At 64.6% G+C, this 21944-nt stretch carries 17 protein-coding genes and 1 pseudogene; 17 read left to right on the forward strand and 1 reads right to left on the reverse strand.

Features of this window, described 5'->3' with window-relative positions; genetic code table 11:
- The 17 genes from ACYQ6W_RS20735 to ACYQ6W_RS20815 all read left to right on the forward strand — a co-directional run.
- Positions 1-640, forward strand: a 640-nt coding sequence (locus ACYQ6W_RS20735) for a DUF3991 and toprim domain-containing protein (protein WP_459677974.1), incomplete at its 5' end; no start/stop codon positions are given.
- Complete coding sequence (locus ACYQ6W_RS20740; RefSeq protein WP_459677975.1) at positions 637-1296, forward strand: hypothetical protein; 660 nt, start codon at positions 637-639, stop codon at positions 1294-1296. The genes ACYQ6W_RS20735 and ACYQ6W_RS20740, both read left to right, overlap by 4 nt.
- Positions 1296-3269 carry an ATP-dependent helicase gene (locus tag ACYQ6W_RS20745; RefSeq protein ID WP_459677976.1) on the forward strand — a complete coding sequence of 658 codons (1974 nt, stop codon included), beginning with the start codon at positions 1296-1298 and terminating at the stop codon, positions 3267-3269. Before ACYQ6W_RS20740 ends, ACYQ6W_RS20745 begins: the two co-directional genes overlap by 1 nt.
- Positions 3270-3571: 302 nt before the next feature.
- Positions 3572-3784, forward strand: a complete 213-nt coding sequence (locus ACYQ6W_RS20750) for an antitoxin VbhA family protein (protein WP_459677977.1) — start codon at positions 3572-3574, stop codon at positions 3782-3784.
- A gap of 205 nt (positions 3785-3989) precedes the next feature.
- A complete protein-coding gene (locus tag ACYQ6W_RS20755) occupies positions 3990-5054 on the forward strand; it encodes a Fic/DOC family protein (protein ID WP_459677978.1) in 1065 nt (354 codons plus the stop codon).
- On the forward strand, positions 5051-5497 hold the full coding sequence (locus ACYQ6W_RS20760; RefSeq protein ID WP_459677979.1) for a hypothetical protein: 447 nt from the start codon (positions 5051-5053) through the stop codon (positions 5495-5497). The genes ACYQ6W_RS20755 and ACYQ6W_RS20760 overlap by 4 nt, the downstream gene beginning before the upstream one ends.
- A gap of 12 nt (positions 5498-5509) precedes the next feature.
- Positions 5510-5965 carry a DUF6878 family protein gene (locus ACYQ6W_RS20765; protein WP_459677980.1) on the forward strand — a complete coding sequence of 152 codons (456 nt, stop codon included), beginning with the start codon at positions 5510-5512 and terminating at the stop codon, positions 5963-5965.
- Positions 5966-5975: 10 nt separating this feature from the next.
- Positions 5976-6359: a DUF6915 family protein gene (locus ACYQ6W_RS20770; RefSeq protein WP_459677981.1), complete on the forward strand. Its 384-nt coding sequence runs from the start codon at positions 5976-5978 to the stop codon at positions 6357-6359.
- A gap of 123 nt (positions 6360-6482) precedes the next feature.
- A complete protein-coding gene (locus tag ACYQ6W_RS20775; RefSeq protein WP_459677982.1) occupies positions 6483-8465 on the forward strand; it encodes a DNA cytosine methyltransferase in 1983 nt (660 codons plus the stop codon).
- A gap of 187 nt (positions 8466-8652) precedes the next feature.
- A complete protein-coding gene (locus tag ACYQ6W_RS20780) occupies positions 8653-9621 on the forward strand; it encodes an ArdC family protein (protein ID WP_459677983.1) in 969 nt (322 codons plus the stop codon).
- 46 nt (positions 9622-9667) lie between these two features.
- Positions 9668-10012 (forward strand): hypothetical protein, encoded by a 345-nt coding sequence (locus ACYQ6W_RS20785; RefSeq protein WP_459677984.1) that lies wholly within the window; start codon positions 9668-9670, stop codon positions 10010-10012.
- Positions 10009-10212, forward strand: a complete 204-nt coding sequence (locus tag ACYQ6W_RS20790; protein ID WP_459677985.1) for a hypothetical protein — start codon at positions 10009-10011, stop codon at positions 10210-10212. Before ACYQ6W_RS20785 ends, ACYQ6W_RS20790 begins: the two co-directional genes overlap by 4 nt.
- A 267-nt stretch (positions 10213-10479) precedes the next feature.
- Positions 10480-11205 carry an adenine nucleotide alpha hydrolase family protein gene (locus tag ACYQ6W_RS20795; protein ID WP_459677986.1) on the forward strand — a complete coding sequence of 242 codons (726 nt, stop codon included), beginning with the start codon at positions 10480-10482 and terminating at the stop codon, positions 11203-11205.
- 52 nt (positions 11206-11257) lie between these two features.
- The gene (locus ACYQ6W_RS20800) at positions 11258-12073 is read left to right on the forward strand and encodes a hypothetical protein (protein WP_459677987.1); all 816 of its coding nucleotides are present in this window, start codon (positions 11258-11260) and stop codon (positions 12071-12073) included.
- A 14-nt stretch (positions 12074-12087) separates the two neighbouring features.
- Complete coding sequence (locus tag ACYQ6W_RS20805) at positions 12088-13089, forward strand: hypothetical protein (RefSeq protein WP_459677988.1); 1002 nt, start codon at positions 12088-12090, stop codon at positions 13087-13089.
- Positions 13090-13306: 217 nt separating this feature from the next.
- Positions 13307-13684 carry a DUF6876 family protein gene (locus ACYQ6W_RS20810; RefSeq protein WP_459677990.1) on the forward strand — a complete coding sequence of 126 codons (378 nt, stop codon included), beginning with the start codon at positions 13307-13309 and terminating at the stop codon, positions 13682-13684.
- 115 nt (positions 13685-13799) lie between these two features.
- Positions 13800-18908 carry a helicase-related protein gene (locus tag ACYQ6W_RS20815; RefSeq protein WP_459677991.1) on the forward strand — a complete coding sequence of 1703 codons (5109 nt, stop codon included), beginning with the start codon at positions 13800-13802 and terminating at the stop codon, positions 18906-18908.
- Here ACYQ6W_RS20815 and ACYQ6W_RS20820 read toward each other — a convergent pair.
- Positions 18868-21846, reverse strand: a pseudogene (locus ACYQ6W_RS20820) (VPA1262 family protein); the annotation flags it as partial. The gene ACYQ6W_RS20815 and the pseudogene ACYQ6W_RS20820 sit on opposite strands and share 41 nt — an antisense overlap.
- Positions 21847-21944: the final 98 nt, after the last annotated feature.

Genomic DNA, 21944 nt, shown 5'->3' on the forward strand with positions numbered 1-21944 from the left:
CCGCTACACGCCGTCGGAGCGGCGACGGGGAGGGCAGGGCGATACGCGGCCCGTTGCCGAGCGTTGGAGAGCGCGACCGCGCCTCAGCCCAGGATGCGCTGCTTGGAACTACCTGTTGGAGAAGCGCGCGCTGCCGAGCGCAGTGCTCTCGCTCGCCGCCAAGCAGGATATCATCCGGGACGGGACCTATGGCAGTGCGTGGTTCGCGCATGGTGTCCAGGGGGAGGTCGCCCACGTCGAGATCCGCGGTCCGAGCTTCAAGGGCTCCCTGAAGGGCGGGCACAAGTCGCTCTTCCGGTTTCACCCGGGCCCCGCGGAGGTGCGGCGCCTGGTCATCGCCGAGGCACCGATCGACGCCTTGAGCCTCGCTGCCATCGAAGGGTTGCGAACGGATAGCCTCTATGTCGCGACTGGCGGCGGAATGGGGCCGGGGACGCTGACGGCCCTGCAGGCGCTGTGCGTGGAACTCGCCGCACGTCCCGGCACCGTCGTCGAGAGTGCCGCCGACGCCAATCGCGCGGGCGACCGTTATGCCGAGCGCCATGCAGACATCGCGCGCGACGCAGGGGTTGCCTTCCGGCGGCTGCGGCCGCCCGAAGGGCTCGACTGGAACGAGGTGCAGCAGGGGAGGGGGTCATGAAGCCGACCCGCGCCTGGGTGCTGCTCCCGTCAGGCCAGCGCCTCAATCACCTGGCGCCCGATCCGTGCGCCTGGACCGAGCGCGATCTCGCCATTGGGCTCTCCCGTACCTATCGATGGGCCGGCTACTCGGCCTGGGATCACCCGCTCTCCGTCGCGCAGCACAGCCTGACGGTGCTGGCCCTGCGGCGTCGATCCGCCGGACGCCGGCTGACGCGCGCGGAGGCCCGGCGCGAGTTGCTGCATGATGCGACCGAAGCCCTGCTCGGCGGATACGACCCGATCACGCCGCTCAAGCCGCACCTGGGCGCGGGCTACCACGACCTGGTCGCCCTGCATCAGCAGGCCGTGGACAGGCGTTATGCACTGCCGGCCTGGGACGATGCATCGCATCGGGCGCACAAGGCCGCGGATCATCTGGCGGCGGCCTCGGAGGCTTTGCACTGCGTCGGCTGGTCACTGGATGCGATCTGCCAGGATCTTGAGATAATGGCCGCGCCCCTCGACGACGATCCGCTCTCCCCGATGGCCCGCTTTGCTCCCTGGGAGCCATGGCCCGTGGCCTACGCGGCCGAGCGCTTCCTCGAAGCGCTCTCCCTGCTGACCCCCGATGACACGGCAACCGTCGTGCTCGCGACGGAACGGGAGTATGCCTGATGACGCGCATCCTCGATGACCTCACGCCGCAACAGCGCGCGGCCGCCTTGCAAACTGGCCCGACCCTGGTGATTGCAGGTGCTGGCACCGGCAAGACCAAGACGCTGACCGCCGCCGTCGCCGATCGCATCGCAACCCATCGGATCAACCCGGCGCGCATCCTCGCCGTGACCTTCACGAACAAGGCTGCGGCCGAGATGACCGGGCGGATCAAGGCAGCGCTCGGTGAATCCATGGCGCCAAGCTGGGCCGGGACCTTCCACGGCCTCGGCGCGCGGCAGCTGCGGATCGAACCGGAGGTTGCCGATCTCCGCCCGGGCTTCGACATCTATGACGCCGACGACAGCCGCCGCGTGGTGAAGCGGGTCATGAAGGCGATGAACCTGACCGCGGGCGAGGACGAAGGCGCCGGCGCGCGGGACGCGTTGAAGCTGGTCTGCGGCCGCATCTCGAAGTGGAAGGATGAGCTCGTTCTGCCCCGCGATGCGCCGGCGGCCGCCGAAGCCGCCATTGCGGCGGCCAATCGCGATGGTCTGCCCGTCGATGCGCAGGGCCTGCGCGCGAGTGCCCGCGTCTACGCCGAATATCAGCGCGTCCTGCAGGACGCCAATTCCGCCGACTTCGGGGACCTCTTGCTCTGGCCGGTGCGCGCCATGATGCAGGACCGCAGCTACCGCGAGCGATGGGCCGGTCGCTTCGACCGCGTGCTGGCGGATGAATACCAGGACGTCAACAAGGCCCAATACACCTGGCTCAGGCTCCTCAGCTCCGGCCATCGCGAGATCTTCGCCGTCGGCGATGACGACCAGTCGATCTTCGGCTGGCGCGGCGCCGACATCACCTACATCCGTCGCTTCGCCCGAGACTTTCCCGGTGCGACCCAGGTCCGTCTGGAAGAGAACTTCCGCAGCTCGGGGCACATTCTCGCCGCGGCCAACAGCATCATCGGACGCGACTCGCAGCGGCTCGGCAAAACCCTCTTCACCCGAAAGCCCCTGGGCGTTCCGATCGAGGTGCTCCGCTTCGCCAGTGCAGAAAGCGAGGCGGCGGAGATCACGAGAGAGATCGTCCGCCAAAGGGCCGAGGGCCGCGACTGGGGCGACTTCGCGATCCTCTACCGTAGCAACGCGCTCAGCCGCCTCTTCGAGGAATCCCTCATGCGCGGGCGCGTGCCCTACACCATCGTCGGAGATGTTGGCTTCTACCAGAGAGCCGAGATCAAGGATTCTCTCGCCCTGCTGAGGCTCGTCATCTCCCCCGACGACCGGCAGTCCGACGAGAGCTTCCGCCGGGTCATCAACATCCCAGCCCGCGGCTTCGGGTCGAAGACCATGACGATCCTCGAGCAGGAGGCCGCCTGGCGTCGCGTCTCGCTCCTGCAGGCGCTGGAGACGGCGCCACTTCCCCCGAAAGCCCGTGCAGCCGGCTTGCTCTTCGCAGATGCCATTCGCAACGTCGCCCGGCAGGCAGCGGCCACGGTCGCGGACCAGCTCTCCCTCGTCCTCGACGCCTCGGGCTATCGCAAGATGCTCCGCGACAGCCAGGCGGAGACGACGGAGGGCCGGCTCGACAACGTCCAGGAACTCATCGAACTCGCAGGCGCCTTCCATAGCGGGCGCGAGCTCCTCGACCATGCCGCGCTCGCCACAGGCGCCCCAGGAGAGGACGCAACCAATACGGTCAAGCTCCTGACCCTGCACCGGGCGAAGGGGCTCGAATTCCCGCATGTCTTCCTGGTCGCCTGGGAGAACGGGATCATGCCGCCCCTCTACGGCGACCACAACGAGGAGCGTCGGCTCGCCTATGTCGGCGTCACGCGCGGGATGAAGCGGGTGACGATCACGCATGCGAGCTTCCGTCGGGGACCGGCGACACCCTCGGATTTTATCGAGGACATCCCCGAGGCCAACCGTGTCGTGGGATGGCAGGATCGCGATCGGCAGCTGCGATCCCGCACCGCGTCCTTCGCGTGAGCCGGACCATGTCGACCGGTACACAGGATGCGGCACCAGGGACCATTGCCGACTATGAGAGGCGCCGCTGTGCGATCTGCGGCGCCCCCTACCCGGCCTTCGGCTTTGGGCCGCCACTGACGCGGCCGGGCGCCGAACTTTGGGCCTGTGGTCCAGACCGGCATGAGCTCGCGGCCCGTCTCGCGGGACCCACCCCTGGGCCGGCGCCCGACAGCGCCGAGGCCGCGCCCGACGCGCCCCAGAGGGCGCTCCTTTGACCGGCAAAACTGGCATTTTCAACGAGATGGAGGTATAAATCAGCCATGGATGACCTTGTGACCCGCTCCGGCTCCAAGCTCAGCCTCGCCGAAATCGACCGTCGGCGGGAGGCGGACTCGCACGCCCGCGCGAATGCGCGCCTCGAGGGTCTCTACCTGTCCCCCGAGAGCGAAGCTATCTTCGATAGCTTTATCCAGGGTGAGATCGACATGCCGGCGCTCCTCGAGCGAATGAAAGAGCGGCACGGCCTGCGGTGACGCAGTGCCATGCCGAACTACACCCTTCCCGACGGCGAGACAGTCAAGAACAAGCTCGGTGCGCGATCTCACGACGAGCTTGAGAAGCCTGAAGTCGGCCCGGTTGTCGCGCGTCAGACCGAACATTCGCTCACGCCGAACATCCCGCAGAGCTTCGACGCGGCCCATCTGAAGGCGATCCACCGTCAGCTCTTCCAGAATGTCTATGAATGGGGCGGGGCACACGCGCGACGAGCGCGTCAAGCTGTCGGATGGCTCGATCGCGACCGAGCCACTGCTGCTCCGCCCCGGCAGCAAGCCGTTCGCAAGCGGCGCACAGATATCGGAAGGCCTCGAAGCCCTGAGCCAGCAGCTGCGAGACGTCGGCTATCTCCGAGGTCTGCCACGTCGCGAATTTGTAACGCGCGCAGCGGGTGTGCTTGCAACCATCAATGGAATCCACGCCTTCCGAGAAAGGAACGGGCGAACGCAGCGGATCTTCCTGCAGGAGCTCGCGGAAGAGGCCGGGCACAAGTTGGACTTTCGGGCCGTGTCCCGCGAGCGGATGATCCAGGCGAGCATCGCCGCTCACGAGGAGCGCGACATTGGACCGATGCGGCGCATGCTGGACGAGATCAGCAACCCGCATCGCGTGGCGGCGCTGACGCCGGCGATCGCCTTCCTCAACTCCATGAAATACCCGTGGAACGAGCGCTATCTCGCGACCACGGAGCCAGGTCACACCGAAGCCATCACGGCCATCGGCATGAACGGTCCGCATTTTATGGCGCGCACGGATTCGATCATCCTTGTTGGTCAAAGGGCGGATCTGCCCAAGTCCGACATGGCGAGTGGCGAAAATGCCAAGGTCTTCGCAACACCTTGGCCAGAACCGGGTGACGACGCGGATCGCAGCCCGCAGTCAAGGCCCGCACCGGCCCCTGATGCCTGCTGCGCTCCGGCGCCGGAAGGGAGGAAACAAAGCAAAAGAGAATGCTCTGCCGCATGCGCGCCTGGCGCCGCAAGGGTCGCGGGGCTACGCCCGCGCGCCCGGCTTCGCCGGCTAAAGCCCTTGCCCCGCCACGCGCAGATGCGACCGGCGGGAGGGGTCTTCGGACAAGAAGATCCTGGAAGGAAAGCCGCCATGAGAAAGACCGCGGAGATAGTCTGGATCGCCACAAGCGCCGTCCCGTTCGCAATCGCCATCTTCGTCGTTCTCGCCGCTCCGGGGTTTCTGTCGGATGCGAGCAGCACCGTCCCAATTGTCCAATCGACCGGAGCGCAACGATGAGCGAGGATGACTTCAGCTACGACAACTACATCGCGCAGGCAAAGACCGTGCCTGGCGGGCACCTCCACATCGGCCGCGGCGGATTCACCCTATGTAGTGGCGGATCCCGTCTCAGCGGATATGACTGCGATCGCGTGAAGGCGCTCTGTATCGCGGCCGGATCGCCGGTGATTGATAGCCGGCCGGCGCCGATCGAGCTCGTCATCAAGCTATCGGTCAGCGGGCCGATGATCGCGGTGAACGCCGATCCGGACCCGTATCCCTGGCACGCGCTCTCCTACGCGCCTATCGGTGCGGTCGCTGCCGCGTACCGCCGCGCCGGCGCGGAAATCCACAACATCGAAGAATCTGCCTTCGACGAGCGCGGCTTCTCGGTGCCCCCGACCCAGCCTCTTGCAGCGCTCATCGATGGCTGGCTCGCCTATGTCCGTCGTGCAGCGTGAAAGGATGACCTTGTGAACACTGACACTTCACTCTCTCATCAAGAGAAGTCAGACCGGGCGGAGCGCCTGCAACAGGAGATCCTCCCGCACAACAAGCAGGTCTTGTTCGCCTCACTCAGCGCGGCAGGCATCGCAACAGTGCTCATCGACTTCGACGGGTCAAGCGATGATGGCTGCTTCCAACAGCCGGTGGGATTCGATGCAGCCAATGCTGAAATCCCGCTGCCTGACGGCGAGATCACGATCAAAACGGTCGTGTTCGCTACGGGTCTCGTGGAAGAGAGCGCGATCGTCATCTCCGGTTATCTGCAGGAGCTGGCAACCGATCTCCTCGACGGGCTCCATCAGTATTGGGAGGATGGGGAAGGGGCCTATGGAACCTTCCGCTTCTCGGTGCCGGACCAGGCCGTCACCCTCGAATTCAACGAACGCTACATCGCCTACAACCGGCAGGAACACCAGTTCTGAGGAGACGATCATGGCTCATAGCTACCATCATGCGGTGTCCTCGGCGCGGCAGTTCGGCGGCACCACATCCGACTACCAAGCCGTCCATGACTGGCTCGACGGGTCCAAGATGATTCTTGCTGATTTCCGGCACCGTGCCCTTCGCCATCATGCGGAAGGATGCTTTGCCGCGGAGGCTGTCTTCGGCACGACGATCACGAATTCAGACGGCAAAGCCGTGCCCGTGCGGCTGATCGCCGAGCAGCACATTCGTGAAGACCTGGGGCGCATCCCGTCCTTCGCGGACTGGGTCCGGTGCATCCGTCCTGAACCCTGGATGTTGCGGGCGAATGCTCGGCTCGATGGAGAAGACCGAGCAGGGCGGGAGGATGAGCAGGCAGAAGGGGAAAGCTGAGGCCTACCGTGCCTTGGCTGGCCGCCGCAAGGGAACGGCCTGCGGCCGCGCGCTTCGCGCGCCCTTGCCCCGGCCCGCCAGGGCACGGGGTGGGGAAGGGGTTATCCAACAAGGAGAAACCCCATGTCGTCCACGAACTTCGGATCCACGGACCTTCGTGAGATCCGCCATTTTCATCTCTTCTGCGGCCTCGGCGGCGGCGCCAGAGGCTTCAATCGCGGCAGTGCTCGCGTGGGCAATATGCAGGCGGTGTTCCGCTGCCTCGGCGGCATCGACGTATCGGCGGCGGCGATCCGGGACTTCGAGCGGTTGGCCGGCGTTCGGGGCACCGTGCTCGATCTCTTCGATGCCGACCAATACGCCGCCTTCCACGGCCACCTGCCGCCCGCCGGCTGGCGCCCTGCCACCCCGCAGGATATCCAGCGTGCCGCCGGTCACGAACGGCCCCACATCGTCTTCCTATCGGCACCCTGCAAAGGCTTCTCGGGCCTCCTGGCCGAGGCCCTGAGCCGGACTGCCAAGTATCAGCCCCTCAATCGCCTGACCTTGCGCGGGGTATGGCTGACGCTCGAAGCCTTCCAGGACGATCCGCCCGAACTCATCCTTTTCGAGAACGTGCCGCGGATCGCGCAGCGCGGGCGCCCTCTCCTCGATCAGATCGTCGCCCTTCTCCGCAGTTATGGATACGTCGTTGCGGAGACCACGCATGATTGCGGCGAGCTGGGCGCTTTGGCGCAGACACGCAAGCGGTTCCTCCTCGTCGCGCGGCACGCTCAGAAGGTGCCACCCTTCCTCTACGAGCCGCCGAAGCGGCCGCTCCGCGGTGTCGGCGACATCCTCGGCCGCATGCCGCTCGCCGGCGACGTCGCGCGCGGTGGGCCGATGCACCGTGTGCCGTCCCTTCAATGGCAGACCTGGGTGCGCCTCGCCTTCGTCGAGGCAGGATCGGATTGGCGCTCCCTGAAGCGCTTGCGGGTTGAAGACGGCTACCTGACGGACTTCCGACTCGCACCGGAAGCCCCCTGGCGTAACGGGGCACTTGGCGTCCAGCCATGGGGCGCACCGCTCGGAACTGTCACGGGAAATGGCCGCCCCGCCGCGGGCGCCTTCAGTGTCGCCGACCCGTCGATCTGCGGCCATCGCCGATCCGTCCAGCTCGGCGTTCGCCCATGGTCCGATCCCGCCCCGGTCGTCACTGGCAAAATGTTCGTGGGTGGCGGCCCCCACGCCGTGGCCGACCCCCGCCACAATGGCGCAACGAAGTTCAACAACGTCTACCGGGTTGTGGCTTGGGAGCGGCCGGCGGCCGCCATCACGAGCAGTCGCGACACCGCTGTCGCGGATCCCAGAACCGGATGGCCGGACTGCGCTCACGCGACCAAATACCGTGTCCACCCCTTCATCGCGCCGGCTGGCACCGTCACCGGCTCCGACCGGGTCGCGAGTGGGGCGATGTCCGTCGCAGACCCAAGAGCAGAGGAGCGCCGCTCCGGCGCCCTCGGTGTCTCCGCATGGGTCGAGACCACCGGCACCATTGCCGGGGAGAGCCTGCCGAGCAACGGCCGCTTCGCGGTCGCCGATCCGCGACCGAACCTCAGCCGCGAGAAGGGGGATGCTTTCGTGAATGGCGGCCATTACGGCGTTATCCCATGGACCGGCACGTCCAACACAGTCTCCGGCAGTGGGCAGCACGACAACGGCGCCTGGAGCGTCGCTGATCCGCGCGGTCAGGAACCCGACGAAATGGCCGCCCCATCGCGTCTCCCGGAGGCCCAGGGCCGCTTGGTGGCGGTCATTCGCGCCATGGACGGCACCTGGCACCGGCCCTTCACGACTTTGGAACTCGCCGCGCTCCAAAGCTTGGTCGATCCTGAGGAGCAGCTGGAGCTCGACGGCCTCTCTGACGCCGATTGGCGTGAGCGCATCGGCAATGCCGTGCCGCCCGACGCGGCCAAGGCGATCGCTGACACGATGGGCACTACCCTGCTCCTCGCCTGGTCCGGCGAAAGCTTCATGCTCTCCGCTGTTCCGATCTGGGTCAGGAATCTTGCCGTCGGCCTCTCCGTGAACCACGTCGCCATGCCTGACCAGGGCCTTTTCGAATGAGGAGGCACATTGAAGAGGAACTGATGAAGGAGAAGAGCGTGCAGCGAGGATAGAAGCTGGCTACCGCGCCGTGGCGCGGCCGCCGCAAGGGTCAAGGCCTCCGGCCTCGCGCTTCGCGCGCCCTTGCCCCGGCCGGCCAGGCCGCGGGGCGCGGGAGGGGTGATCCACAACCACAGGAATCATCCCAATGCCCCGAGAGACCCGCTCCACCCGCGACCATTACGCGGAGATCACCAACCAGATCGTCGAAGCTCTGGAAGCCGGCGTGCCCCCCTGGCGCAAGCCTTGGGACAGCGCCAAGGCGGGCGGCCCCGCCATGCCACAGAACGCGGTCACCGGCGCACGGTACCGGGGGATCAACCTGCTCACCCTCGGCGTCTCACCGCTCGCCTTAACGACGAGCGATCCGCGTTGGGCAACATACAAGCAGGCCCAGGAGCGGAAGTGGCAAGTGCGTAAAGGCGCCCGCGGCGTCACGGGTTTCTTTTACAAGCGGATCGAGGTCGATCGTGGCGAGGAACCTGGTGGGAAGGGCGGCACGTGGTTCCCACTGCTGCGTTCCTTCACGTTGTTCCACGCGAGTGAGATCGATGGCATTCCGGACTACACCCCGCCCGGTGCCGAAGAAGCGCCGTGGCGCGCCTCCGATGCAACCGAGACGATCCTGCGCGAAAGCGGCGCGGTCATTCGTATCGGCGGAGACCGTGCCTTCTACTCGACGTTGACGGATCACATCCAGATGCCGCCGCAGCATGCATTCCGCTCGGCTGCCGCACTTGCTAGTGTCCAAATGCACGAGCTGGCCCATTGGAGCGGTGCAGAGCATCGCCTCAAGCGCGATCTCTCCGGTCGATTCGGTTCGGAGCTTTACTCGCAAGAGGAACTCAGGGCTGAGCTGGCGCAGATTTTCATCTGCGCGGAACTCGGCATCAAGGATTGCGACTTCACCAACGGCGCCGCGTACATTGCCGACTGGATCAGGAAACTTCGTGACGACAAGCGGGAGATCTTCCGCGCGGCTGCCGACGCACAGCGGATCGCGGGCTACATTCTCGCCTTCCACCCCGACTATGCCGCGCAGCGTTCCACCTCTTCGACCGAGGCTCCGACCGCCAACGAAGACCAGGACCCGCCGCCTCTCCGTGAAGCGGCCTGATCCAAGCGCGACGTCTTCCGATCACCTCGTCCGATGGAGGAGTGCCATGCACGCACCAGAACCCTGGACGCTCGTCCGCAGCGAGACGCCCGAATACTACGTCTACGAGATCAACGCCGGCCCCGGCCGTGTTGCGAGCATCGCCGGCTGGACGCATTTTGGAACCATTTGCCCAGTGACGGAGGGCAATGCGCAGCTGATCCGCAAGGCGCCCACGATGCTGCGTGTCCTCAAGAGCCTGCTGCAGTGGAACCACTTCACCGGCGGCTGGGACGCTGCCTGCTGGCAGGACGCGCGCGACCTTCTCGCCGAGTTCCAGACGCTATCGTCCCCCGCCGACGCGGAGCGCGGCGGGTTTGCAGCACCCTCCGACCACGGAGGTTCCCGATGACCTACATCCGCACGCTGCAAGGCCGGCTGGCCTCGGCCGAAGAGGCGCTGCGCGCCAAGGACGAGGCCGTGACCGAGTTCCGCATCCACCTCGATCACCCGAAGTTCCAGGGCACGGATGCGGATGGTTCGCGCAAGGACTGGATCGCGGTCGCCGATGTGCTGCGATGGCTGACGCGCATCTCGCAAGTGGGAGCGTGAGATGCTGGCACCCTTCACACCCGATCTGGCTTCCTTCGACACGATCATCCTGGCCTTCTCTGGCGGCAAGGATTCGATCGCCTGTCTTCTCTCGCTGATCGAGGCGGGCGCTCCGCTCGATCGCATTGAGCTTCATCACCATGACGTGGACGGCCAGGGGCCGTCCTTCATGGACTGGCCGAGCACGACGGCTATTGCCGCGCGATCGCCCGCACCTTCGGCATCCCGCTCTACCTCTCCTGGAAGGAAGGCGGCTTTCTGCGCGAGATGCTCCGCGACAACAGCCCCACGGCGCCGATCTGCTTCGAAACTCCCGTGGGCAAGCTCGGCAGGGTCGGGGGAGCGGGACCTTCCGGCACCCGTCTGCGCTTCCCGCAGGTGTCGGCCGACCTCCGCGTCAGGTGGTGCTCGGCCTACCTGAAGGTCGATATCCTCGCCGCGCTGATCCGCGCCCAGGCGCGTTTCCTCGACCGCCGCACTCTGGTCGTAACGGGCGAGCGCGGCCAGGAGAGCAGGGCGCGCGCCGGCTACGCCGTCTTCGAGCCCGATCGCACCGATACGCGCAACGGCTCACGCCGTCGGCGCCATGTTGATCATTGGCGCCCGGTGCATCACCTCGATGAGCGTGCCGCCTGGGCCCTGATGCAGCGCCACGGCATCGTGCCCGCGCCGGCCTCTCGGCTCGGCTGGTCCCGGCTCTCCTGCATGGGCTGCATCTTCGGCGGCCCGGACCAATGGGCGACCTTGCGCGCCATCGCCCCCGCCTGGTTCGAGCGGATCGCGGCCTACGAGGATCTCTTCGGCTGCACGATCCAACGCCAGCTCGGCATTCGCGTGCTTGCCGATCGCGGGCGGCCCTTCGAAGCCGCTCTCGCTCAACCTGATCTCGTGCGGCGCGCCCTCTCATCCGATTGGGACCAGCCCGTCCGCATCGCGCCGAGCGCCTGGCAGGTGCCGGCGGGCGCCTACGGCCGGGGCGGCGGTCCCACCTGACGGCCGCGGCCCTCACGGGTCGTCCTCTCTCCAACTATCGTAGGAGCCTGCCATGACTGCACGGAGCGACGCATCCGCGCGCGCCTTTGGCGCCGACCCGATCGTTGTTGCCTATGGCATGGGCGTTGACAGCACTGCGATGCTGATCGGTCTCCGAGACCGTCGCGTTAGCGTCCAACTCATCCTCTTCGCTGATACGGGCTCGGAGAAGCCCGAGACCACCGCCTACCTGCCCGTCATTCAGTCCTGGCTTGCGCGCCATGACATGCCGCCGGTGACGGTCATCAAGCGGCATAGCCCGCGCGCGGGGGACACGTCGCTTCACGGCGAATGTCTGCGCAAGAGCGTCCTGCCGTCACTCGCCTATGGCGGCCATAGCTGCTCGCTCAAGTGGAAGGTGGATCCGCAATGGCGTTTCACGCAGAAACATTTCGGCTGGGATAGCAAGCGGCAGAGCTGGCCACATGGTCCCTTCGTGACCAAGCTCATCGGCTACGACGCCGGCGCCCGCGACAGCCGCCGCCTCGCTAAGGCCTTGGGTAACTGGCCGCCTGGCCATCGCTACCGCTATCCCCTTGTCGAATGGGGCTGGACGCGCGAAGCCTGCGAGGAGGTCATCCTCCGCGAAGGCCTTCCTCTCCCCGTCAAATCCGCTTGCTGGATGTGCCCCGCCTCGAAGCGCGATGAGGTGGCGTGGCTGGCGGCCACGCACCCCGATCTCACCGAAGCGGCCATCGAGATGGAGCGCCGCGCCCATACGCGCGGCCTGACCACGACCCAAGGCCTCGGCCGGCGATGGTCCTGGTCCGAGCATCTCGGCTTCGGCGATCCGCGAAGCCTCGCCTCCTCTCAGCTCCCACAGCAATAGAAGGGATTCCTCCCATGGGTTCTACTGTCACCACCGGCAAGATGGCGGCTGCCTTCCGCATGACCCAGGGCCGCACTTGCTTCGTCCTTTTCGAGCGCGTCCACGAGACCAACGTCTCGCCGCGTATCCCGGAATGGCAATGCGGCTTCATCGGCACGGCTCATGCAGCAGTGCGCCAGATCTTCGGCTGGGCAAGCTCTTGTGAGGGCGGGATGCTCCGTGGTCGCGACGGCACCATCAAGCCGGAGAACTATATCGCGGCCTGGCTGCGGGAGTTGGCCAATCCCGTCATCTTGCCCGACCGCCCGATCCGCCTCTATGCGAGCGATTCCTCGTCCGCGCCGCTGCCCCCCGACAACGAGGCGCTGCTTGCCGGGATCGAGGAGCAGGGCCGGGAGGACTTCGCGCAGACCATCCGCTCCGGGGGGGTCGCCGAACTTTCGCTGCATGCCCATGCCGATGTTCTCCTCGCTCTCTTTGGCAACGAGCGAGCAGGGCGGCTGACCTTGCCGGCTTGGCGCATCCTGAAGGGTCATGATCGGCCCCATGATCCCGAGCGGGATTGCAGCCTGGGCTTCGCGCCGGAAGCAGCCCCGGCAAAGATCGCACCCCCGCTCCAAGCGATCAGGATCAACGAGCACGATCGGCTTGTTCAAGGTGCGGATGGCCGTTGGGCCAATGAAGGCTGGCCATACAGCATCATCGGGCAGCGAATCTCCGCGATGAGCGATCAGGAGATCGAGACCCCCGGCTATTGTCGTCGCGCAATCCCGCTCCTGCGTGAGGCGATCGAGACTGCACCATGGCCGCCCGAGGGGACGATCGTGCGGCTCGATCGCAGCGCCTGCAAGAACCGTCGCGCACTCGAACAGTTCGATTATCGGGTCTCACATGAAGTGCTTCATGTCCCCGACGGCATCGCGGCCCTGCCGTGGTCGAAGGAGATCGGTGCTGCGGTCGCCTACATTCCACGAGAAGCCGTTTCCTGGGAAATCCCCGAGGCGATGGTCGCTTAATCCGCAGCGCATTCCCCAAGCATCATCCGTTCAGAAGAAGGGGAGATGAAAGGCAAGGAGAGGCGCTGCCACTGCCACGATGCCCGCCGCAAGGGTCCGTTGCGCCGAAGTATGGCGCAACGGCCCGGCTTCGCCGGCTGCGCCCTTGCCCCGGTCACCGCGTCAGCGGCGCGCGGGGAGGGTCTTCGACAGAGAAGATCTGAAAGGGAAAGCGCAGATGGACACACAGGCGACCAAACTCTCCCCGGCTGACCTGCAGGCGGGCCTCGCGATGCACACGGGGACCGAGCGCTGGTTCAAGCATTGGAGCCAGAGGCTCATCTACACCGAAGGCGTCCGCTTTCTCGCGGAGCATGGATCGGCCTACTGGCTGATCGACCTCGTGGCCTCCTGGTGCGCGGAGAGCGCGCTCAGGGGCGAAGGCTTCATCACCTGGAAGCTCCTGGTCAACGACGACCGCAGCGCGGTCGCGATTGCCGAGGACGGCAACGGCCGGGAGCTCACGCGCCAGGCGATCCCCTGGACGGATTTCCCGCTGGATGAAGTTCAACTCTACCTGATCGACGGGACGCTGCTCCTCCCGAGCGAATACTAGGCCCGCACGCCAAGCACGGGGCGCTGAGACGCCCCGAACACCCCATCACACCCGATGCCCGCCCGCCGTCCGCGCATCGCGCGCGCGGGCGCGCGTCCATGCCCGGAGGCTCATCATGCCCGACGCCGCGCAATTCACGCTCGGTCTCTTCGACAGCACCGCGATTGGCTGGACCGTCGAGATCCCCAGCGCATCCCCCAGCTTCATGCCGGCCATCGTCTCGGCCGAGCCGGATGACAGTGACGACGACGATCGCCCGGCGCCGGCCAGGACGGCGGCGCGCGGCCGCAACTACGTCCTCGATGGCGATCGCGCGCTCGCGCGCGGTTGGCGCGAGCGCGCCCGGGACAACGTCGCTGCCATCGCGCTCTCCAAGAAGATCGAGGAAAGCGGCCGCGCGCCGACCGCGGAAGAGCAGGGCCGGCTGCTACGCTACGTCGCCTTCGGCTCGAGCGAGCTTGCGCAGAACTGCTTCCCGCTGCCCGGCGCGGACGGCTTCAGGGACGGCTGGCAGGAGATCGGTGAGAGCCTGGTGGAGGCCACCACGCCGGCGGAATACGCGGCCCTGCAGCGTGCCACCCAATATGCGCATTACACCCCGGAGCTGGTCATCCGTGCCCTCTGGCGGGCTGCGCGCCACCTCGGCTTCGCCGGCGGCCGCGTCCTTGAGCCCGGCATGGGCACCGGCCTCTTCTTAGCGCTGATGCCGGAGGGGCTGCGCGAGACGACGCAGCTCACCGGAATCGAATACGATCCGGTCACGGCGCGCATCGCCCGCCTCGTCCACCCGGAAGCCCGCATCCTCTGCGAGGACTACACGCGCTGCCGGCTCGGCGGCGGCTTCGATCTCGCGATCGGCAATCCGCCCTTCGCCGATCGCGTCGTGCGCGGCGATCCGACCACCGCCTCGCTCGGCCTTCGGCTGCACGACTACTTCATCGCCCGCTCGATCGGCCGGCTTCGGCCGGGCGGCATCGGGATCTTTGTGACCAGCACCGGCACGATGGACAAGGCGAACGACAGCGCCCGCGCACATATCGCCAGCATGGCCGATCTCCTCGGCGCCGTGCGCCTGCCTGAAGGCAGCATGGCCGCGACGGCCGGCACCCAGGTCGTCATCGACATCCTGGTCTTCCAGCGCCGTCCGGAGGGACAGGCACCGGCTGGGCCGGCCTGGCAGGCGCTGCAAGAGATCACGCTCGAAGGGGGTGTGGCGTCAGCAGAGTCCACCGAGGACGAACCGCGGTCCGCCACGGTCGAGATCAACGAATACTTCGTGGTGCATCCCGAAATGGTGCTCGGCCGCCACGAACTTGGCCGCGGCCCATACAGCCCGGGTCTCGCCTATACCTGCCGCCGGGATGCTGGGGCCGCGCCGATCGAAGAGCGTCTCGATGAGGCCCTGGCGCGGCTGCCTGCCAATGTCGTGCCCGACCGCCCGGTCGGCCAAGAGGAGGCCGTGGAGGAGGAGGACGACAGCCTCCCACGCGTCGGCACGGCCGCGGAAGGGGCGACGATCAAGGAAGGCAGCTACGTCACCGGCAAGGCCGGGCGGCTCTGCCAGATCATCGACGGCAGGCTCACCCCCGTCGAAATCCGCTCCGGCAAGAGTGGCTCCGGCATCACGATGCGGGCCGCCAAGGTGATCCAGGCCTTCATCCCGATCCGGGAGGCGGTGCGCGACGTCCTCCGCGCCCAAGCCGCCGGCCGCCCCTGGCAGCAGGCGCAGGTCCAGCTGCGGAAAGCCTATTCGAACTTCATCCGCTACCACGGCCCCCTCAACCACACCGTCGTCGTCACGACGAAGGATGCCGAGACGGGCGAGGAACGGGAGATCCACCGCCGCCCCAACATCGCGCATTTCCAGGACGATCCCGATTGCTGGCTGGTCGCCAGCATTGAGGACTACGACCTGGAGACCGGCATCGCCCGGCGGGGGCCGATCTTCGACCAGCGCGTCATCGCGCCGCCGGTGACGCCCATCATCACCTCGGCGGCCGACGCCCTCGCCGTCACCCTCAACGAGGTCGGCCACGTCGACCTGGACCGCCTTGCCGAGCTTCTGGACTGCGCGCCTGAGGAGGCGGTCGCGCAGCTCGGCACGACGATCTTCCTCAACCCTGTCACCGAGGTCTGGGAGACCGCCGACGCCTATCTCTCGGGTCCGGTGCGCACCAAGTTCGCCGCCGCCGAGGACGCGGCGCGGCTCGACCCGCGGTTCCTCCGCAACGTCGAGGCGCTGCGCGAGGCGCAGCCGCAGGACATTCCGCCCTCCGGGATCATCGCCCGCCTCGGCGCGCCCTGGATCCCCGCATCAGACATCGAAGCCTTCACCCTGGAGGTGATGGGCACCAAGACGCGCGTCTTCCACACGCCCGAAATTGCCTCCTGGTCGATGGATGTCCGGAACTTCGTGGGAACGGCCGCCGGCACCTCCGAATGGGGCACGCCGAAGCGGCATGCCGGTGCGCTGCTGCATGACGCGCTCAACAGCGCGACGCCGCAGATCTGGGACACCGAGATCGTCGACGGCCGCGAACGGCGCTTCCTGGACGAGGAAGCGACCGAAGCTGCCAAGGAGAAGCTCGCCAAGATCCGCGAGGCCTTCTCGCGCTGGATCTGGACCGATCCCGCCCGCGCCGACCGCCTGTCCCGGCTCTACAATGACCGCTTCAACAACCTGGTGCCGCGCCACTTCAACGGCGACCACCTGACCCTGCCGGGCGCCAGCACGACGGTCCGCCTCTACGGGCACCAGAAGCGGGTCATCTGGCGGGTCATCGCCGCCGGCAGCACCTACATCGCGCATGCCGTCGGCGCCGGGAAAACCTTCTCCATGGCGGCGGCCATCATGGAGCAGCGGCGCCTGGGGCTCATCACCAAGGCGATGCTCGTCGTGCCGGGCCACTGCCTCGCACAGGCCGCGCGCGAGTTCCTGCAGCTCTACCCGACTGCCCGCCTCCTCGTCGCGGACGAGACCAACTTCGCCAAGCAGAAGCGCGCCCGCTTCCTGGCCCGGGCCGCCACGGCAGGCTGGGACGCCATCATCATCACCCATAGCGCCTTCAAGTTCATCGCCGTGCCGGCTGAGTTCGAGCGGCAGCTGATCTCGGATCAGATCGATACCTATGAGGCGGTGAAGACCCGCCTCGATGCCGAGGATCGCGTGACCCGCAAGCGCGTCGAGGCGATGCGCGAGAAGCTTTCCGAACGGCTCGAAGCCATCAAGGATCGCCGCGATGACATGGTGACGATCGAAGAAATCGGTGTCGACCAGGTGATCGTTGATGAGGCGCAGGAGTTCCGCAAGCTGTCCTTCGCGACCAACCGCGCGAACCTCAAGGGTATCGATCCCGACGGCTCGCAGCGCGCCTGGGACCTCTACGTCAAGGCGCGCTTCATCGACAGGAAGAACCCGCGCCGGGCGCTGATCCAGGCCTCGGGGACCCCGGTCACCAACACGCTTGGCGAGCTCTTCACGCTTCTCCGGTTCCAGAACGAGGAGGCGCTCCGCGAGCGGGGCGTCCACGAGTTCGACGCCTGGGCCGCCGCCTTCGGTGACACGCGCACCGAGCTCGAATTACAGCCCTCCGGCACCTACAAGCCGGTCGAGCGCTTTGCCCAGTTCGTCAACGTGCCCGAGCTGATCGATATGTTCCGGGCTTGCGCCGACATCGTGCTGAAGGATGACCTGCGGCAGTATCTCCGGCTGCCGCGCATCCGTGGGGGCCAGCGCCAGCTCGTCACGGCCGAGGCCAGCGAAGCCTTCCGCGACTACCAGGACCGGCTCGCCGAACGGATCTCCGAGATCGAAAGCCGGAAGGGGAAGGTCCAGAAGGGCGACGACATCCTGCTGAAGGTCATCACCGACGGCCGCCACGCCGCCATCGACATGCGCCTGGTCGACCCTCTGAACGACAATGAGCCGGACAACAAGCTCAACAAGCTGATCGCCAATGTCCACGACATCTGCCTCCGGACGGCGGAAGACCGCTTCCGCAAGCCCGATGGCACGCCCGATCCGACGCCGGGCGGCGGCCAGATCATCTTCAGCGATCTCGGGACGCTTGCCGCAGAGGGAACCCGCGGCTTCTCCGCCTATCGCTGGATCAAGAATGAACTGGTCCGCCTCGGCATCCCGGCCGCCCAGATCGCGATCGTCCAGGACTACAAGCGCACGGCCGACAAGCAGCGCCTGTTCACCGAGTTCAACGCGGGCCGCATCCGCCTCATCCTGGGCTCGACCCAGAAGATGGGGACGGGGGCGAACGTCCAGCGTCGCCTCAAAGCCGAGCACCATCTCGATGTGCCCTGGCTGCCCTCCGACATCGAGCAGCGCGAGGGCCGCATCGAGCGGCAGGGCAACCAATACGAGGAGATCGAGATCTACGCCTACGCGACCCTCGGCTCGATGGATGCCACCATGTGGCAGAACAACGAACGCAAGGCGCGCTTCGTGGCGGCGGCCCTCTCCGGTGATCGCAGCGTCCGCACGATCGACGATATCGGCGAGGCCGCGAACCAGTTCGCGCTCGCCAAGGCGATCGCCTCAGGCGACTCTCGCCTCATGCAGAAGGCCGGTCTGGAAGCCGAGCTTGCCCGCCTGGAGCGCCAGGCGGCCGCCCACTTCGACGACCAGCTGAACATCCGGCGCCGCATCGCGGACGCCGTGCGGGAGCACGCCCACGCGATCAAGCGCGCCGGCGAGATCCGCCAGGACATCACGGAGCGCCTCTCGACCAAGGGAGACGCCTTCGCGATGACCCTCGACGGCCGCACCGTGACCGACCGGCGGATCGCGGGTTCCGCGCTCCTCTCCAAGCTCAGGCTCGCGCAGCGTCAGGCCGCGGGGAAGAAGACGCAGGAGGACATCGAGATCGGGGTGATCGGCGGCTTCCCGCTCATCCTCACCGCCGGCAATGGGTGGCGGTCTGAGCCGGAGATCGTGCTGGCCCTTGCCCGCACCGGCTTCGACCAGACGATCCCGGTGCCCGAGGATCTGACCCCGCTCGGCCTCATCAGCCGGCTCGAACACCAGATCGAGCGCTTCGACCTCGACCTGAAGGAGCAGGAGCAGAAGGCCGGCGAAGCAGTCACCCGCCGTCAAGGCTATGAGGAGCGCGCCGACCGGCCCTTCCCGCTGCAGGGAGAGCTCGATGCGAAGCGCGCGGCACTCGCCGCCCTCAACGCCGATCTCGCGCAGACGGCGAAACTCGCCGCCTGAGCCTCTTCAGCCAGACAAGGACACCGATAATGCCGGTTGCCCTCGCAGCACGCAGAATTAGCGGTTGATCAGCCCACTGGTCAGCTACCCCATTGCTCCTCTCGCTCCGAAGACGCGACGGCAATAGACGAAGCACAGCTGATAGGCGATCTTTGAATGAAAACTGCGGATCAAGAACGGGGGCAGGAGGGTGTAGAGTGGCCCGCTTCACGAGTGTCGACTCGAAACGCTCCAGTGCTTGGGCATAGAAAGCTGGCAGTTCGCCTAAACTCCCCGAAAGTCGGTCCAACCATTCTGCTTCTGGCCGAATAAACGCCAGTTCACGGGAACTTTCAGATAGTGTTTCTATATTCGTGTCGGTGTCATCGTTCGTATGTAAGTAATACAACGACCATAGAGTGAAAGCGTGAATCCATAGAGAATTTTCAAGCGCTTTGTTCCATTTACTCCAATTTGTTGTGCTGGCGAGTGGTTGACGTAGGACTCGTCGCTGCTTTCTCAGGACCGCCTCTAATCTTAGCGTGGCAGCTTGGCGGCTCAATGGTGTTACGTTTGCAAGCAGGAGTGCGGCAAAAGCGGTTGTCTGTCCTTCCCGTCCCCGGCTGAAACTCTGGTTGCTATCATAGGCGCTCTCGAGATATCCGATGACTTCCGAAATCCATATATCGAATGCGTCGTCGCAACTGGCGCGATCTGGCAGCAAGGGCGCTACTATATCGCGGAACAACCAAGGTTCGGCCCAGGACAACGCCCCAAAACGCCCGCGCAGAGAGTCGACCAACTGCTTCAGCTCTTGTTGACCTATCTTGCTACCAAAACTCGCGTGAAGAGCTTGTATCAAACGCCCGTAAACCTCACTCTTTTCTGTATCGTGTGAAGCCCGGCTTGTCATCCATCCCAGAACCTGCAGTCGCTCTCTCTGCGGTTCGTTAGCTAACATTTCCTCTAGGAATGAGAACCCTTCGCGCGTGCCGATCTTGCTCTCAACGGCATTCAATCCGATCCAGCGCAGCAAATCCGCTTTGCTTGACAAAAGACAGCGTTGCTGCAATTCGGTTACACCGAACTCTAGGGATTGAGCAATTTCATTCACACACTGACCCAGAATTGAAAGATGAAGAACCCCAGGGCGCACTTGGTTTGATAGAAGCGAAGCGATCTCGTCCTCTAGAAACTGTGTGAGCTTACTCGGGCTGAACCTCCACAAGAGCTTTATTGCGTAGAACTCGGACCAATTCAGTAGGGCATATTTAAACTCACGAGCCATAAAGCTTGTGTCGTAGCCGCTGTGCAAGAGTTCGGTTAGTGTTTTGCCGAAAAGCTGATCATCTATTACCATCACCTCATGCCCTACAACTACATGAGGACGGATGAATGATCCTTGTAGAAACTGAACAAGAAAGCTAAGAAAGTTGCTATTGTCTTCTAGGTCGGTGCCGTAATCTCGGACTGTAGAGTGAGCCAATATATCCGCCACAACATCCCAAATGGGCGCAAAGCCCGAAAAGTCATTTTTATGTTGTAAAATCAATCCAGAAAGTTCCGAACCAGGCGGAAGGGTAAGCGAGTTACCACTTAGCAAACCAAGTTCCGTCATCTGGGCTTTGAGGGGCTCCCCGCTGAGAGTTGCTAGCGAAGGCGCATCGGCCAAGATGCTCAGAACGTTACCGACATGATCCTTTTCAAGGAAGCGAAGCGGCTCGTGTTGGAGAGCGCGAGTGGGCAGCAGCTTTGAGTCAAACAAACACCGAATTGTTTGATTTTCTTCACACTTTTCGGCTGCGGCTGCCTCAGCAGCGCGCATTAGATTGTATTGGTATTTCTCAACTTCAATAAGAGTATCAGAAGGGATGGGTGTGACGAGTAAGGGATAGTTTTCTGCCGCTTTTTGAAACGAGTTGGAGAGATGATAGCCTGCGACCGCCAAGCCATCCGCTCCCATGAACAGAATAAATCTATCATGTAGCCGTCCTTCTTTCAGTGCAAAGACGCGTAGCCGAAAGCGCCTTAGAGCCTCCGAATTTGCCTGACAAAGCGCAACGAGGTTTCTTGCACCGTCGGAATGGGTCGTCTCATCATGGGGTTGGAAGTTATCGGCCTCCTGCACGCCGTCAGTATTCGGAGCAGCCTTCGACTGAGACCGAAAGACGACGTAATCGGAGTTCAACTGTGCACCCAACAGTAGCAGTGCTAAGCCAACGTCCTCGAAATAAGGGTCAAAGATAATGGCTTGTCTGTCGCGGTGATCTAACAAGAGTTTCTTGAACCACTCTACAAATCTCAACCGCCCCTCGCCGTCGCCTGTTCCCCAGCGCTCAAAGAAACGTCCCTGAGTCGCTTGTGGATGGAGGCGCCGAAACAGTGCCTCGAGATTGCTGTTTACGCGTACCCAAGGATCTATGCGGCTAACCCCTATGAGGCTGCTTGAAGATGAGGGTTGACGAGTTATCGTTAGAGCGGAATTGACGCGAGCGGCAAAAGATGGTCGAGCAGTTTTTTCTAGCCAGTCGAACTGAATTGGCGTCGCTCGATTTCCTAAAGCAATCATTATGGAGGAGATTTCGCGAATATAGCCCACTTTCCATCGGCAACAAAGCGCGCCTTCCGGCGAAAGATTTTCATTAAAGCCAAAGATTTCTATTTCGCTGCTGTCAGCTCTCGCACGGACTTGATCGATCAAGGAAAATTCGAACCTAAAACGACCTTCGGACGTTTGTTCAGCCCGGGCTAGCGATGAATGTATTACTTGGCCGCCGTTAATAATGCTTAGCCGAAACCAAAAGGCGCTGAATTCCGGAAGCTGGATCGGCTCGAAGGCTACCGCAACCGCATAGCGATTGTCGGTCCAACGAACAGTCAGTAAATTTCTTTCAGTATCGTCGAGGGTCGGAAATACCAGGAGTTCTATATCTCCAAATCTAGGAATGTCGGGGCCCGCGAAATCTAGAGGGTGTTATGTACTTTCCCACTGGTTTGATTCATACCTGCGGGCATGGAGAGCGTTCGCAAGCCGTATCCCTCTGACGTGTCAGACGA

The organism is Acidisoma sp. 7E03 (genome assembly GCF_054665075.1).